The organism is Nonomuraea typhae (assembly GCF_009760925.1).
Taxonomy (GTDB): Bacteria; Actinomycetota; Actinomycetes; order Streptosporangiales; family Streptosporangiaceae; genus Nonomuraea; species Nonomuraea typhae.
On sequence record NZ_VRLV01000003.1, the window covers coordinates 89,694 to 105,306 of the forward strand.

The following is a 15,613-nucleotide window of genomic DNA, read 5'->3' on the forward strand; positions in this document are numbered from 1 at the left end:
TCAGCCGGCCACCGTCAGCCGCCGGGTCGTCCAGGTGGCGTTCCCCCAGGTCTCGACATGCAAGGACGCGGCCTGGACGCGGCCCTCCGGAGCGGGCCCGGCGGCCAGGAGGCGGCCGGTCAGGGCGGACGGCAGGCCGTGGGAGCGGTCGGCGACGACGATCTCCACCGGCCCGTGTCCCGCGGTCACCTCCAGCTCGACACGCAGCCCCTTCGGCGGCACGGCGTGCAGCCACAGCTCCCAGGGATCGGAGCTCACGACCCGGTCCCCTGCCGGGGCCCGGCCCTCCACGGCCCAGCGCCGCACACCGCCGCCGGGCAGCGCGAGACGGATCTGGGACGCCTCACGCGGCGAGCGCAGGCACAGGGTGACGCGGAGAACGCCGCCGTCCCGGGAGACGTCCACGATGTCGGCCTCGGGAGACGGCAGCGGCAACCGCGGCGCCGGCGCATGCAGGAACCTGCGGCGCCACCCCGCGAAGTAGCGCGCCAGTTCGCCGCTCCGCGGCCATGCGCCCAGCGCCCGGCGGGTCCAGCCGTTGGGCGCGGGGTCGGTGCTGAGCCACAGCGCCTCTCCGGTGTCGCCGTCGAGCAGGTAGCCCAGGGTCTCCGGCCGGGGACGCTCCGGTCCGCACCCCCGGAGCGCGACCCGGACCGCCTGGGCGGCGGCCGCACCGGCGGCGAGGGCGGCGACGGCCCGCCGTACCCAGGGAGGAAGGCGCTCGACGGCGGGGGCGGCCAGCTCCCCGAGCAGGCCCAGGGCCAGCGCCGAGGTCCAGCCCATGCGCGGGGTCAGCCCCGTGAACAGCAGGCGGGACAGCGGAGCCAGCAGGCCCGCCGCCGGAATCCCCGCCACCGCCGCCCCCAGGGCGCGGACCCCGGGCGAGCCGGACGCCAGCAGGTGGAGCCCGGCGCCTCCGGCCAGCAGCGGCCAGGTCGCCAGGTAGGAGGCGCCGGGCAGCCGGGCGGCGAAGGCCGCGTTGGCCACCGCCAAGGGCACGGTCGCCGCGGCCAGCCGGGCCGCCCCCCGGGAGCCGGGCAGGCAGCCGGTGGCCGCGCTCAGCCCGCAGACGGCGCCGTAGACCGGTCCGGAGTCATAGAAGTCACCGTGCAGCCGGAACTCCGGGCGCGCCCGCCCGACCGCCTGGACGAGCCCGGCCGCTCCCCCGGCACCGGCCGCCAGCCTCCCCGCCAGCGCGGGCAGCCCCTTCACCACCTCGTACGGCCCGGCCCGCCGGGACCAGCGCCACAGCCCGGTCGCCCACACGGCCGCGGCCAGCGCGGCGAGCGGACCCGCGGCGGCGGCCGGGTAGCGCACCAGCCGTCCCCGGCCGAGGGTGAAGAACACCGAGTCCGGCCCGGTCAGCCCGGTCACGGGGGCCGACGTGAGCCGCCTGGCCAGGTCGAGGGCCAGTTCGCCGTGATGCTGGAGGGTGGCGTCGTCGACGTGGGCGAGGTCGTCCAGCGGGCCGTGGTAGTGGACGAACCCCTCGATGTTGGCGAAGTTGAGGCCGGGGAGGCCGCGTTCCCTGCTCATGGTGAAGTCGGTGGCGTTCGGCAGCCGACGGTACACCTCCACGAAGGTCGAGCTGCCGAAGGCGGGCGCGGACGAGCGTGCCAGGTGGCCGGCCACCGGCCCGTTTCCCGGTCCAGTCTCGAACATCAGCACCGGTCCCCCGGTGCCGCGGGCGTCGAAGTTCAGCACCACGCCTGCCGTGTCCGCGTACGGGTGCTCGGCGAAGAACGCCCGGCCGCCGAGCAGCCCGCCCTCCTCGCCGTCCGTCACGACCACCAGCAGGTCGGAGCGGGGGGCGGGTCCCGCGAGCAGCGCGCGGACGGCTTCGAGCAGGGCGGCCAGCGGGACGCCCGCGTCGCTGGCCCCGGGGCCGTGCGCCACCGAGTCGTAGTGGGTCATGAGCAGGACGGCGGGCCCGGGAACGGTTCCGGGGTAGCGGGCGACGATGTTGCGCACCCGGCCGGCGCCCAGGTAGCGGGGGCCGTACGGGGCGGGCCCGAGGTCGTTGACGCCGATCGCGTCCTGGACGTCCACCTCGAAGCCGAGCTCGCGCAGTTCCCCGACGACGTGGTCGCGGGCCCGCGCCGCCGCGGGCGACCCGGCGGGGCGCGGCTCGGCGGCGAGCGCGTCCAGGTGCCGGCGGGCCCGCCGGGCCGAGAACCGGCCGGGCGGCGCGCCGGCCCCGACGGGGCGCGGCGGGCGCAACGCGGCGGCCGACAGGGCGGCCACGGCCGCCACGGCGACCGCGGGCCCCCAACGCGCGACCTCGGTGAGCACCGGACCGAAACGCCCGGCTCTGGTGAGCCCCGGATCGGAACGCGTGGCTCCGGTGAGCGCCGGGCCGAAACGCGTGGCCGCGGCGAGCGGCCTGGACCTGCTGAAAGCCTTGGTCATCCCATTCTCCCGGTCGTCACCGCCCGTCCCCGTCATCGCGGGCGGAGGGGGGCAGCATGTCGAGGCGGCGGCGGTGGAACTGTTCGAGCACGGCGACGGCCGGTCGGGAGGACCGGGACGTGGCCAGCAGGCTCGGCGAGCGGTCGCCGACGAACGAGGCGCACACGCCGCGGTGGGCCGAGTACGCCGAGTCGATCGCGTCGCGGAACTCCTCCAGCAGCTCGGGGCGGCTGCCGGCCAGCCACTGCCACGCGTCCCTGGCGGCGGCGAGCTCGCGCACGAGCGCCTCGTGGTCGCGCCAGTGCAGGCCGGTCATCCTGGGCGGCGCGATCGGCGGCATCAGCGTCGGCCGGATCTCCGTGGCGTAGTCCTCCATCGCGACGTCGCCGGCGAAGGAGAGCGCTCCCTGGGAGGCCCACATGAGGCGCACGGCCGTGGCCGCGGCGGCGGCCGCGCCGCTGCCGTCGCCGGCGGCGGCGCGCTCGCGCAGGCAGGCCAGCGAGAGCGTGCAGCCCTGGGAGAACACCATGAACACGTGGTGGCCGTAGATCCACCGGCGCAGGGCGCCGCCGGGTTCGAGCGGCTGCCGCTCGCCGGGCGCGGGCACGGGGTGCGAGGCGGGGGCGCGGCCGGGGTCGGCCAGCCACAGCAGCAACGCGTCGAAGCCGCCGACGAGGCGGCGCCAGGTGGCCGGTTCGAAGCCGGTGCCGTTCCTGGCCGCCAGGCCGAGGACCGCGGCGATGGAGCGCAAGGCGGCGTCGGTCAGCACCCGGACCGGCTCCCCGCGTACGCGGAGGATGCCGAAGCCCAGGTCGTTGGCCTTGTTCAGGTCGGATTCCGTGGGGTCCTCACCCACGGGCGTCACCGGGCCGCGGTCAAGCGCCGACCTGGCCTCGCCGAGCGCGGCGAGCAGGCCGGCGAGATCCCGCCGGGCACCGGGTCCGGTGACCGTGCGGGCGCCGGGCCGGACGAGGCCGGCGGCCGAGGAAAGCTCCCCGGTGGTGCCGGGCAGGTCGTCCGGCCGGCAGAGCGTGAAGGGCTCTGTCACGACCCCCTGCAGGTAGTCCTGCATCTTCTTGTCACCCCCCAGACGAAAGCGGACGGGGTTCCGAGATTCCGACCATAGGCGGCACCGGACAGCACCCCATCGCCGTCTTTCAGGACAATTGCTGCTTTCTTGCGGTTGTCCTTCTCCTCATCCGGGACCGGCAGGCCCCGCGGCCTAGGAAGGAGGCATGGCCAAGGACACCGTAGCCACGCGCGCTCCCGCGCCCGAGGCGCTGCCCGGCCCGGCCGACCCGCTCTTCCTGCGGCAGGCCGGAGCCGGATACCACCTGCTCCGTGACCCGCTCCGCTACCTGCCCGCGGTCCGGCGCCGCTACGGCCCGGTCAGCGGCCTGCCGGCGCGGCGCCCCCGCATCGTGTTCGTGCTCGGCGCGGAGGAGGCGCGCGAGGTTCTCATCGACCCGGCCTTCGCCGTCGACTCCTTCCGCCACCTGCGCATGCCGCCCGGCTCGCCGATGCGGCTGCTCACCAGCGGGCTCCTCGGGCTGAACGGCCCGCTGCACCGGCGCCACCGCCAGGCGATGCGCGGGGCGTTCTCGCCGCGCCAGGTGGGCCGGTACGCCGGGACGATCCTGCGCGTCACCGACGAGGTGCTCGCCGGGTGGCCGGAGAAGGGCGCGGTGGACCTGCACGGGGAGCTGGCCGCGCTGGTGACCAGGGCGTCGATGGCCACGATGGCCGGCCTGGACACCCGCCAGGACGCCGAGCGGCTGCACGGCCTCATGGTCCGGCTGGGCGCCGCCGCGGGCCATCCGCTCACGGCGCTGCTGCCGGTGGCGGTGCCCGGCACGCCGTACCGGCGGATGCACGCGCTGGCGGGCGAGGCGGAGCAGGTGCTGCGGGGCATCGTGGCGCGTCGGCGCGCCGGCGGCGGCGCCGACCTGCTCAGCAAGCTGATTCACCCGCCGGAACCGGACGAGGGCGAGGAGCGGCTGAGCGACGACGAGCTGATCGCCGAGGCGTACACGATCCTGTGCCAGGACAGCGTCGCCTCCAGCCTCTTCTGGACGCTGGTGCTCCTGGACCGGCACCGGCCGTGGTGGCATGCCGTACGCCGGGAGGTCCTGGCCGTGGCCGGGCCCGAGCCGCCCACGCCGGAGGTGGTCGAGCGGATGCCGGTGCTGGATCAGGTGATCAAGGAGAGCCAGCGGCTGCTGCCGCCCGCCGGGTTCGTCGTCAGGTTCGCCGGGGAGGGCGCCGCCGTGGGCGGGTTCCCCGTCAGGCCCGGCGCGATGACCGTCGTCAGTTCCTACGTCGCGCACCGGGACGCGCGCGCGTTCCCCGATCCGGACCTCTTCCTGCCCGAGCGCTGGACCGGCGAGGCGGCCCCCGGGTACTTCCCGTTCGGGTTCGGCCCGCACAGCTGCATCGGCCGGGCTCTGGCGCTGCTGGAGATGAAGCTCGTGCTGACCCGGATCATGCAGCGCTGCCCGGTCGTGCTGGAGCCCGGCGCGCGGGTCGATCCCGTGGTGCGGATCTCCCTGGTGCCCGGCCGCCCGGTGCGCGCCCGGGTGCTGGACGCCGGCACGGACGAGGTTCCCGCGCCGGGGCCGGTGGCGGGGGAACTCACCCGGATGGTCCGGATCTCAGGAGAGGAGACGTCGTGATGAGCGGACAGGCCCGGGTGCTCGTGGTGGGCGCCGGACCGGCCGGGCTGACGCTCGGGGCCGAGCTGGCGCGCTCCGGCGTCGCCTGCACGGTGGTGGACAAGAGGCAGAAGCCCTCCACGCGGTCGCGCGCGTTCGGGCTGCAGCCGGTGACGCTGGAACTGCTCGACGCGCGCGGCCTGTCCGAGCGGATGCTGGAGGAGGGCATCGCCTGGTCGGCCGCCCCCGTGGGCGACGGCGTGCGGTGGCTGCCCTTCGACGACCTGCGGACCCGCTTCCCGTACATGCTGATCATCCCGCAGACCGACACCGAGCGGGTCCTCACGGAATGGGCCCTGGACAGCGGCGTCACGCTGCGCCGCGGCGTCACGCTGGAACGGCTCACCGACACCGGCGACGAGGTCCTGGCCGGGCTGCGCGCCGACGGCGCGGAGGCCGAGGAGGAGACCCGGTGGGACTACGTGGTCGGCTGCGACGGCGTCCGCAGCGCCGTCAGGACCCTGGCCGGCATCGGCTTCCACGGCCGCGACTACCCGAACTCCCTGGTCGTCGCCGACGTACGGCTGAGCCGCCCGCCCGCCGAGAAGGTGGTGGGGCTGTCGGTGCCCCGCGGCATGATCGCGCTCTTCCCGTTCCCCGACGGCACCTACCGGGTGGTCGTCGAGGACAACCTGCGCATGTCGGTCCCTGTGGAGGAGCCGGTCAGCCAGGCGGAGCTGCTCGACAGCATGCACGCGGTGCTCGGCGGCGACTACGGCCTGTCCGAGATCATCTGGGCGTCGCGCTACCGCAGCCAGCAACGCCAGGCCGACACCTACCGCAGGGGCAGGGTGCTGCTGGCCGGCGACGCGGGGCACACGCACATCCCCTCCGGCGGGCAGGGCCTGCAGCTCGGCATCGCCGACGCGGTCAACCTCGGCTGGAAGCTGGCCGCGGTGGCGGCGGGACGGGCGGGGGACGCGCTGCTCGACACCTACCAGGAGGAGCGCTGGCCGCTGGCCGCCGGCATTCTGCGCAAGACCGACCTGCTGTTCCGCTTCAACACCGCCTCCTCCCCGCCCGCCAGGACGCTGCGCTGGATCGGGGTCAAGGCGGCCACGCTGCCCTTCGTCCGCTCGCAGGTGGTGCGTGAGCTGTCCGGCCTGGACGTCGTCTATCCGTCCATGCGGCGGCGCGGCGACCACGCGCTGGTCGGCAGGCGCTACCCCGACACCCACGTCACCGGGACGACGACCGGGGAGGCTGTGCGGATGGCCGAAATGCTCAGGGCCGGTCGCGCGGTGCTGATCGACGGCGGCGGCCCGGCGGTCCGGGCCGCCGCGCCGGACTGGGCGGACCGGGTGGAGGTGTGCGTCCCCTGCGGGCCGCAGCCGCTGCCCCCGGGCGCCTCGGCGCTGATCCGCCCCGACGGCTTCACCTGCTGGATCGGCCGCGACCCCGGCGGGCTCACCGCTGCCCTGCGCCGCTGGTGCGGCTCCTCCGCCGCGCAGCCGGAAAGGGCGCTGGTGGACCGCAGAGTTCTCCTGAGCCTGGGCGCGGGCACGGCCGCGGCGATGATCGGCCACGGCACCGCGCCCGCCGTCGCGCGCGGCCACGACTCGGCGGGCCTGCCGGCCCGGGGCCATGACCCGGCCGGCCCGCGGGCCGGGGGCCGCGACTGGGCCGGCCTGCGGGCCCGGCTGCGCGGCACGCTGGTGCTGCCCTCGGACGCCGGTTACGACCGGGCCAGGGTACTCGCGCTGGCCCAGTACGACGTGATCAGGCCGGCGGCGATCGCCTACTGCGCCTCCCCCGACGACGTGCGGGCGTGCGTGGCGTTCGCCCGGGAGCACGGGGTCGCGACCGCGGTGCGCAGCGGCGGGCACAACTACGCCGGCTGGTCCACCGGGCGCGGCCTGGTCGTGGACGTCTCCCGGCTCGACCACGTCCGGCCCTCCGCCGCGGCGGTGCGGCTGGGGCCGGGCGCGCAGTCGGTGGACGTCGCGGCGAGGCTGGCTCCTCACGACCTGCAGGTGGTCACCGGCCTCTGTCCCACGGTGTGCCCCGGCGGCTATCTGCTGGGCGGCGGCATCGGCTGGCAGACCCGCGCGTTCGGCCTGGGCAGCGACCGGCTCGTGTCCGCCGAGATCGTCCTGGCCGACGGCCGCCTGCTGCGGTGCTCGGCCGAGCGCGAGCCGGAGCTGTTCTGGGCCATGCGAGGCGGCGGCGGGGGCAACTTCGGCATCGTCACCGACTTCGAGGTCCTGCCGACCCGGGTCCCGCGCATGGCCGGCTTCGCGCTGACCTGGCCGTGGGAGCGGGCCGCTACGGTGCTGGACGCCTGGCAGGAGTGGATCGCCGCGGGCCCGCCCGAGCTGGCCTCCTCCGCGGGCGTGCTGCTGTCCGACGCGCGGCCGGGGGCCGTTCCCTCGGTGCTCGTGCAGGGCGCCCGCCTGACCGGCCGGGCCGGGCTCGACGCCGAGCTCGCCGCGCTGTTCGCGGAGATCGGCACCCCGCCCCTCACCCGCGAGGTCACGGACCTGCCCTACGCCCAGGCGATGATGCGCTGGTACGGCTGCGCGGACAAGAGCGCCGAGCAGTGCCACCGGATCGGCTTCAACCCCCATGCCCAGCTCCCCCGCCAGCAGTTCGTGATCGACCGCAGCCGGATGTTCGACGCGCCGCTGCGCGGGGCCGGGCTGACCGGCGCGCTCGCCGCCTTCGAGGCCGGGCGCCGCGCCGGGCAGTTCCGCTACCTCGGCTTCTTCGCCCTCGGCGGGGCGGCGAACCGGGTTCCCGCCGGCGCGACGGCCTACGTGCACCGGAGCGCGCTGTTCTTCACCGGGTACACCGTCGCCCTGAACGTCCCCGTCCCGGACGAGGAGGAACGGGCCGCGGCCGTCGCCTGGGTGGATCGCGGCTTCGCCGCCGTCGATCCGCACTCCTCCGGCGGGTCCTACGTCAACTTCCCCGACCCGTCGCTGAAGCACGGGCAGCGGGCCTACTACGGGGCGAACTACGAGCGGCTGCGGCAGGTCAAGCGGCGCTACGACCCGCATGGATTCTTCAGCTTCGCCCAGAGCGTCGAGAGGTGAGACCGGCCGGGGCGGCGGTCAGTCCCGGCCGCCCGCCTCGGCCGCCAGGCGTTCGAACGCGGCCCAGTCGATCTCCGGCGGCGTCAGCCCGTAGTCGCGCAGGTAACCCTCGGCGTTGCGCTCGAACCTGGCGAACATGCGGTTCCAGTCCGTCGTGCCGACACCGGAGGTCGTCGGCGGCGCGGTCACCTCGAAGACGGGCGAGGCGCCGGGCACCAGCCGGCCGCGCAGCAGGATCGAGCGCAGCCCTTCGAGCGCCTCGTCGTGAACGTGCCACAGCAGCGACGCGGGCACGGCCTCACCCGGCGGCAGGGGCAGCGCATCGGGCAGCTTCAGCGCCCAGGTGCCGTCGGCGTCCGGCGCGGCGGCCACCGGGACGCTGAACGGATGCCCTCCGGCGTCGGCGAAGGACAGCAGGGGCGCCGCCGTACCGAAGTCGTCCAGCGCGTCCAGGACGGGGCGCAGTTCCTCGGCGGACAGTCGGGCGTCGTTCATATGATCCGCTCCAGCTTCTGGTGTCCCGGTTCGCCGTGGATCGCCCAGATCCGGTCGGGGCGCACCACGACGCGCGCCCGCCAGTAGAACTTCGCCCGCAGGCCGACCCGGTCCTCGGGGTCGAAGAGCGCGGCCCTGCTGCTCGGCTTCTTGCGGAACAGCATGCGCCAGAAGTCCTCCAGGCCCGCGGCGGCGAAGACCTGGCCGGCGACCGTGGCGGTGCCCTGCACGAGTACGGCCGGCGGGTCCGCCAGCCCGCTTCCGGTGAAGTGGGTGAAGGACAGGGCGACCCGTCCGTCCCGCCGCAGCAGGTCCAGTTTCCTGCGTACCACGATGCCGCTGGCCAGCACGAACTCCCAGCGGTCGGGCCGCCAGAGGAACGTCATGGGCATGGTGACCGGTGGCCCGTCCTGGTCGCGGACGCTGAGCTCGCAGGCGAGCGTCCGGTCGAAGACCTGGGTGATGTGGTCGGGGAGCAATGTCGTCGAGGTCATTCCGCTGATCCCGTTCGTCTTTCTCGCACGTCCCGGCCTCCTCACCGTACGCCGCGCCCGCCCGCCTCAGGCCACTCTCTTTCCGGTCTCTGTCGCCGCCCCGCCGGGGGCGGGTGTTCCTGCGGAATGCTGGACCGCGCAGGCGTGCAGTCACCGCAGCGAGGAAGGGCGCACATGATCAGTCGGCGATCGTTTCTTCAGGCAGGCGCCGCCGTGGCGCTGGGCGGCGCCGGGATGGGCACGGCGGGAGACGGCCTGGTGCGGGCGGCGCCCGCGACGGCCGCGCGGTCCCGGTCCGGCACGTGGGACCGGCTGCGGCAGGCGCTCCACGGTGACCTGGTCCGGCCCGGGGACAAGAACTACGACCTGGCGCGGCAGCTCGCCCTGGCCTCCTTCGACCGGATCAGGCCCCAGGGCGTGGCCTACTGCGCGGACGCCCGCGACGTCCAGACCTGCCTGCGCTTCGTCCAGGACAACAGCCTGCCGCTCGCCGTCAGGAGCGGCGGCCACAACTTCGGCGGGTGGTCGACCGGCGAGGGGCTGGTCCTGGACGTCTCCCGCCTCAACCACGTGCGGGCCGGCCGCGGCACGGTCACGCTGGGCACCGGCGCCCAGGCCATCGACACGCTGGCCGCGCTGGAGCGGCGCAACGTGCAGGTGGCCGCCGGGATCTGCCCGACCGTCTGCCCCGGCGGCTTCATTCAGGGCGGCGGCGTCGGCTGGCACACGCGCAAGTTCGGCATGGCCTGCGACCTGCTGGTCTCCGCCCAGGTGGTGCTGGCGGACGGCCGCGTGGTGCGCTGCTCGGCCGAGAGCGAGCCCGACCTGTTCTGGGCGCTGCGCGGCGGGACGGGCGGCAACTTCGGCGTCGTCACCGAGTTCGAGGTCCGGCACATCCCCATGCCCCGGCTCACGAACTACAACGTCGCCTGGACCTGGGACGACGCAATCAAGGTCATCCCGGCGTACCAGCAGTGGATCATCGACGGGCCCGACGACCTGGGCGCGAACATGACCGTCCAGCTCAACGACGCCGCGCCGGGCAAAGTGCCACTGGTCTACGTCTGGGGCGCCTGGCTGGGCGAGCCCGGGGAGCTGAAGCGGCACCTCGACGCGCTCGTGGCCGCCGTCGGCCGCCGTCCCACCGGGCGCACCGCCGAGACGCTCCCGTACGGCAAGGCGATGCGGCAGGTCTGGGACTGCGCCGACAAGACCGACGAGCAGTGCCATCGGGTGGGCTACAACCCCGAGGCGGTGCTGCCGAGGTTCGGCTACGGCGTGGATCGCGGCCGGCTGACGGACCGGGCGATGCCCGAGCCCGCGGTGGCCGAGGCGCTGGCGGTGTTCGACTCCGACCGGCGCCCCGGGCAGTACCGCTATCTGACCTTCTTCGCCTTCGGCGGGCGCGCCAACCGGGTGCCGCGGACCGCGACCGCCTACGTGCACCGCACCTCGCAGTACTACATCGGCTTCACCGCGGGCCTGCCCGGCGGATCGCCCGGCGAGGAGGACCGGCTGGCCGCCGAGGACTGGGGGGCGCGCGGCTTCGCGCTGGCCGACCGCAACTCCAACGGCGAGACGTTCCAGAACTTCCCCGACCCCCGCATCTCCGACTGGCGCGCGGCCTACTACGCGGAGAACTATCCGCGCCTGGTGGAGGTCAAGCGCCGCTACGACCCGCACGGGTTGTTCCGCTACGCCCAGGCCATCGGCCGGTGATTGTGCCGCGAACGGGGCAGGGGAACGACGACGAGAGGAGTGCGACCGTGGCGGACAAGCCGTTGGCGGGGACCGTGGCCGTGGTGGCGGGCGGGACCCGGGGATGTGGGCGTGGGATCGCCGTCGAGCTGGGTGCGGCGGGCGCCACGGTCTACGTGACCGGCCGCAGCACCAGGGGACGGCGCTCGGAGATGGGCCGGCCGGAGACGATCGAGGAGACCGCCGGCCTGGTCGACGCGGCGGGCGGCCGTGGCGTGCCCGTGGCCGTCGACCATCTGCGGCCGGAGGAGGTGGCCGCGCTGGCCGAGCGGGTGCGTGCGGAGGCCGGGCGGCTCGACGTGCTGGTCAACGACATCTGGGGCGCCGACCGGTTCGCCCGGTTCGGGGTCCCGTTCTGGGAACGCCCGCTGGATACCGGCCTGCGGACGCTCGACCTGGGCGTGCGCACCCATCTGATCACGAGCTGGCACCTGGTCCCGCTGCTGGCCGAACGCGGGGCCGGGCTCGTGGTCGAGGTGACCGACGCGGCCGAGCAGGGCTACCGCGACGACGTCTACTATGACCTGGCCAAGTACTCCGTCGTGCGGCACGCGACCGGCCAGGCGGCCGAGCTGCGCCCGTTCGGGGTCGCGGCGGTGGCGGTCACCCCTGGCTTCCTGCGCTCGGAGGCGATGCTCGACCACTTCGGCGTGAGCGAGCAGGACTGGCGCTCGGGCATCGCCCAAGACCGCTACTTCGCCGCCTCCGAGACGCCCCGCTATCTCGGCCGCGGGGTCGCCGCCCTCGCGGCCGACCCCGCGGTGCTGGACAAGAGCGGCAAGCTGATGGCGAGCTGGGAACTGGCCGAGGAGTACGGCTTCGCCGACGTGGACGGCCGCCGCCCCTGCTGGCCGCGCGACCTGGCCGCGATCCAGTCGTCGGAGAGGACGCCGGCCGAGGTCGCGGGCGGCGGCTGACCGTTCACCGCGGCTGACCGCTCACCTGTCTGACCGTTCACCGCGGCTGACCGCTCACCTGTCTGACCGTTCACCGCGGCTGACCGCTCACCTGTCTGACCGTTCACCACGTCGCCGGGATCGCGGCCGGGCACCGCATCACCCGGCCCGGCCGCCAGGCCAGGTCCTCGGGCGCCACGGCCAGCCGCAGCGCGGGCAGGCGGTCCAGCAGCCCGCGCAGGCCCAGCTCCATCTCGGCGCGGGCCAGCGGGGCGCCCACGCAGTAGTGCGGCCCGTGGGCGAAGCCCAGGTGCGGGTTGGGCTGGCGGCGCAGGTCGAGCGCGTCCGGGTCGGCGAACACCCGTTCGTCGCGGTTCGCCGCGTTGATCGAGGGGACGACGACGTCACCGGCCTCGATGACGGTGCCGGCGATCTTGACGTCGGCGGTCGCGACGAACGGGTTGCCGCCGTACGACAGCAGCTGCGTGTACCGCATCGTCTCCTCCACGGCGGAGGAGACGATCTCGGGGTTGTAGCGCAGCTCGATCAGGCGGCGCCGGTCGCTCAGCAGCAGCGCCAGCGTGTTGCCGAACTGGGCCGACGTCGTCTCGTACGCGGCGACCACGACCCCGAACGCCAGGGTCGCCACCTCCTGGTCGGACACCCGGCGCTCCTCGTCGTTGCGCCGCACGAGCGCGCCGAAGAAGGTGTCCGTGGGCTCGCGCCGCTCCCTGGCCATCAGCTCGGCGAAGTACTCCTGAACCGAGACGATGGCCCCGGCCGTCTCCTCCGGGCTCGGCGGGTCGGTCGAGGTGACGACCGCGAAGAACGGGGCGAACCTGTCCTGCTCGGCGTACGGCACGCCGACGAACTCGCACACGCCCCGCCCGGCCAGCGGTACGGCCAGGCCGGCCTGCAGATCGGTGGCCGGTTCCGCGCGGTCGAGCCCGTCGAGCAGGTCGCCGACGATCCGGACCACGTTCTCGCGGAACGCCGCGACCCGCCGGTAGGTGAAGACGCCGTTCAGCAACTGGCGCAGCCTGGTGTGCTCGGGCGGGTCCAGGTAGCCCATCCCCTCCGCCACCGGGTGCTCGAAGAAGCGCGGCGTGCCGGGGCGGATCGACGCGGCCCGGCTGAAGACCGGGTCGGACAGCACGAACCGGACGTCGGAGTGCCGGACGACCAGCCATGCGGCGCCGCCGTACGGCAGCGTCACCCGGCTCACCGGCTCCTCGCGCCGCAGGCGGGCGTACTCGCCGGGCGGGCTGAGCGCCGTGCCGCCGGGGAAGGGGTAGCGGGGCGGCCCGCCGTACCTCGTGTGGTCTTCGTTCATGATCCGTGTCCTCTTCCTGCCGGTTGCGGCTGCGGCGGCGCGCAGGCGCCCTCGTCGGCGGTGACCGCCTCGATCACGCCCATCCCGCTCGGCAGCCGACGGGTGCGTACGGCGTGCAGGCCGGCGGCGCCGAGCAGCGCGAGCGTCTCGCCGGACGTCCGCTCCTTGCCTCCGGTCCCGCCGAACAGCGACATCATGTAGAGGTCCATGACCGCGACGGCCCGGTCGGCGGGCGCGTTCCCGGCGCGGCCGGGCGCGGCCAGGTCGATCACCATCAGCACCGATCCCGGCGCCATGGCGGCGCGGCAGGTCCGCAGCACGGCCACGGCCTCCCTGTCGCCCCAGTCGTGCAGCACGTGGGAGAGCAGATAGAGGTCGCCGCCGCCCGGGATCCGGTCGAAGAAGTCCCCTTCGACCAGGGAGCAGCGCTCCAGCAGGCCCTCGCGCTCCAGCCGCTCCCTGGCCGTGGCCACGGTGGCGGGCAGGTCGAACAGGATGCCCTTGGCCTGGGGGCTGGCCCGCAGGAAGCGGCCCAGCATCAGGCCGTCCCCGCCGCCCACGTCCACGATCGTGGAGTACGGCGACAGGTCCACGGCACTCAGGACCTCGTCCAGTTCCAGCTCCAGCCCGTGCGCCTGCGAGCGGTCGAAGACGGCTCGCATGTCCGGGTCCAGCTCCAGGCAGTCGAAGAAGCCGCGGCCGAAGCGCCGCTCGAAGGGCGACTCGCCCGTCCTGACCGTCTGCGGCAGCTCGGTCCACGCGGCGCCGACCGGCCCGCTCACCAGGAGCGCCGTGGCCTGCGCGGACGACGGCGCGTCCCGGCACAGCGTCCTGCCCAGCGGCGTCAGCGCGAACGTGCCGCCCGGGCGCTCGGCGAAGATCTCCTGGCTGGCCAGCCCGCGCAGCAGCCTGAGCAGCGCCGCGGGGTCCACGCCGGTCTCCGCGGCCAGCTCCTCCACGGGCCTGGGGCCGCCGGCCAGAAGCTCGGCCAGCCCGAGCTGGGCGGCCAGGCACACGCAGCGCGACACCAGCCCGCCGTAGATCAGTTCGCGCATTCTCGCCGCTTCGTGGGCCGGCCGCTCATCGGTGTCGGTCATGGGCTCCTCCCTTCAACGGATGACGGGTGGCCATGCCGCCCCCCGGCGGGGGCGGCATGGACGGTCAGGACCGGGACTTCTTCGTGGCGACGAGGATTCCGTGCGGGGTCCAGCCCGGGCAGGGAATGCGTTCGACGTCGGTGAACCCGGCCGCGCGCAGGCAGTCCTCGTGCTGGGCCCAGGAGTAGATCATCCCGCCCTCGGCGGGCAGCGAGGCGAAGTAGACGCTGTCCAGCGCCGCGACGACGGGCCCGTCGCCCGCGTCGTTCGACATCGAGTTGAAGATGACCACCTTGCCGCCCTCGGGCAGCGCGCCGTACGCCTTGCGCAGCAGCGCGGTGTTCTCCTCGAGCGTCCAGATGACGAACTGGTGGGCGAACATGACCACGTCGAACCCGGACGGGAACGTGTCCGTGAACATGTCGCCGGGGATCACGGAGACCTGCTCGGTGACGCCCTCCTCCGCGATGCGCTTGTTGAGCAGGGTCTCGACGGCCTCGATCTCCAGCACGCTGACCTTCAGGTGCGGGTTGGCCTTGGCCAGGGTGATGGCGTTGACGCCGTCGCCGCCGCCGCAGTCGAGCAGCCGTTCGGCGCCGGAGAGGTCGAGCGCCTCGGCCAGGTGCCGGTTGGCCAGCTCGGACCACGCCCGCATGTAGCGGTAGAACACCTGCTCCATGTGGGGGTTCTCGGACAGGCGGTGATACAGGTCGCGGCCGGTGCCGCGCACCCGCCGCAGGCCGACGTTGGAGTTGGCGCGCAGCGATTCGGTGAAGTCCGCCTGTCCTTCGTAGACGACGTACTGCTCGAAGGCCACGGTGTGCTTGAACCGCTCCCAGTCGTCGGTCTCCATCAGGTCGGCGATGACGTCCGCGCGGTCGTAGCGATCACGCTTCTTGACGGTGAGGCCGAGCGCGGTGCAGCCCAGCAGCAGGATGTCCGCGGCCCTGCCCTCCAGCCGCAGGTGGCGGCGGACCTCCTCGCCGCCCAGCGGGCCGCGCCGCTCCAGCAGCTCGAACAGGCCCAGTTCGCTGGCGGCGTTGAGGTACTGGAAGGCCGCGTGGCCGAAGAGGATCCAGGACAGCCGCTCCATGTCGAGCGGTGCCGGGGCGGAGGCGTTCGTCCGCTCCAGGGTGTTCAGGGTGGTCGTCATGGAATGCTTCCTCCATCTATGATGTCGCGTCCGCGCTGACGGGGACGGCGGTCGGATCGGGCCAGACCTGTTCGATGTGGCGCAGGCATTCGGCGCGGGTCCCCGCGAAGCCGGTCTTCACCCAGCCCTCGGGCACGGACCGGTCCGGCGACCAGATCGAGTACCGCCCTGTCGTGTTCTTCACGACCACGCAGGCGACGGTGTCGTCGTCGCCGAGGAACGTCGCCATGGC

12 protein-coding genes are annotated in these 15,613 nt (G+C 74.4%); 4 read left to right on the forward strand and 8 right to left on the reverse strand.

The genetic code is table 11. The annotated features are described in order from the left end of the window. Together FVE25_RS12645 and FVE25_RS12650 are read right to left on the reverse strand one after the other, a co-directional pair. On the reverse strand, positions 1-2,409 hold the full coding sequence (locus FVE25_RS12645; RefSeq protein ID WP_157246731.1) for a M20/M25/M40 family metallo-hydrolase: 2,409 nt from the start codon (positions 2,407-2,409) through the stop codon (positions 1-3). A 16-nt stretch (positions 2,410-2,425) separates the two neighbouring features. After that, positions 2,426-3,481, reverse strand: coding sequence for a hypothetical protein (locus tag FVE25_RS12650; protein ID WP_157246732.1), 1,056 nt, complete (start codon positions 3,479-3,481; stop codon positions 2,426-2,428). Between the two features lie 163 nt (positions 3,482-3,644). On the opposite strand from FVE25_RS12650, the gene FVE25_RS12655 reads away from it, so the two are divergent. Further along, entirely contained in the window at positions 3,645-5,081 is a 1,437-nt protein-coding gene (locus FVE25_RS12655; protein ID WP_157246733.1) for a cytochrome P450, read from the forward strand. Next, entirely contained in the window at positions 5,081-8,155 is a 3,075-nt protein-coding gene (locus FVE25_RS12660; protein ID WP_157246734.1) for an FAD-dependent monooxygenase, read from the forward strand. The genes FVE25_RS12655 and FVE25_RS12660 overlap by 1 nt, the downstream gene beginning before the upstream one ends. 18 nt (positions 8,156-8,173) lie before the next feature. Here the strand turns inward: FVE25_RS12660 and FVE25_RS12665 are convergent, their stop codons facing one another. Next, a complete protein-coding gene (locus tag FVE25_RS12665) occupies positions 8,174-8,650 on the reverse strand; it encodes a hypothetical protein (RefSeq protein WP_157246735.1) in 477 nt (158 codons plus the stop codon). Next, entirely contained in the window at positions 8,647-9,144 is a 498-nt protein-coding gene (locus FVE25_RS12670) for a pyridoxamine 5'-phosphate oxidase family protein (protein WP_157246736.1), read from the reverse strand. Before FVE25_RS12670 ends, FVE25_RS12665 begins: the two co-directional genes overlap by 4 nt. A gap of 174 nt (positions 9,145-9,318) precedes the next feature. On the opposite strand from FVE25_RS12670, the gene FVE25_RS12675 reads away from it, so the two are divergent. Continuing rightward, positions 9,319-10,863: an FAD-binding oxidoreductase gene (locus tag FVE25_RS12675; RefSeq protein WP_219825470.1), complete on the forward strand. Its 1,545-nt coding sequence runs from the start codon at positions 9,319-9,321 to the stop codon at positions 10,861-10,863. 47 nt (positions 10,864-10,910) lie between these two features. Next, positions 10,911-11,819: an SDR family oxidoreductase gene (locus FVE25_RS12680; RefSeq protein ID WP_157246737.1), complete on the forward strand. Its 909-nt coding sequence runs from the start codon at positions 10,911-10,913 to the stop codon at positions 11,817-11,819. Positions 11,820-11,922: 103 nt separating this feature from the next. On the opposite strand, the gene FVE25_RS12685 is transcribed toward FVE25_RS12680, so the two are convergent. The 4 genes from FVE25_RS12685 to FVE25_RS12700 form a co-directional block, all read right to left on the reverse strand. Next, a complete protein-coding gene (locus FVE25_RS12685) occupies positions 11,923-13,131 on the reverse strand; it encodes a cytochrome P450 (RefSeq protein WP_157246738.1) in 1,209 nt (402 codons plus the stop codon). Next, entirely contained in the window at positions 13,128-14,228 is a 1,101-nt protein-coding gene (locus FVE25_RS12690; protein ID WP_219825471.1) for a methyltransferase, read from the reverse strand. Before FVE25_RS12690 ends, FVE25_RS12685 begins: the two co-directional genes overlap by 4 nt. Positions 14,229-14,292: 64 nt before the next feature. After that, positions 14,293-15,381 carry a methyltransferase gene (locus tag FVE25_RS12695; protein ID WP_157246739.1) on the reverse strand — a complete coding sequence of 363 codons (1,089 nt, stop codon included), beginning with the start codon at positions 15,379-15,381 and terminating at the stop codon, positions 14,293-14,295. A 16-nt stretch (positions 15,382-15,397) separates the two neighbouring features. Further along, on the reverse strand, positions 15,398-15,610 hold the full coding sequence (locus FVE25_RS12700) for an MbtH family NRPS accessory protein (RefSeq protein ID WP_157246740.1): 213 nt from the start codon (positions 15,608-15,610) through the stop codon (positions 15,398-15,400). Between the last annotated feature and the right edge of the window lie 3 nt (positions 15,611-15,613).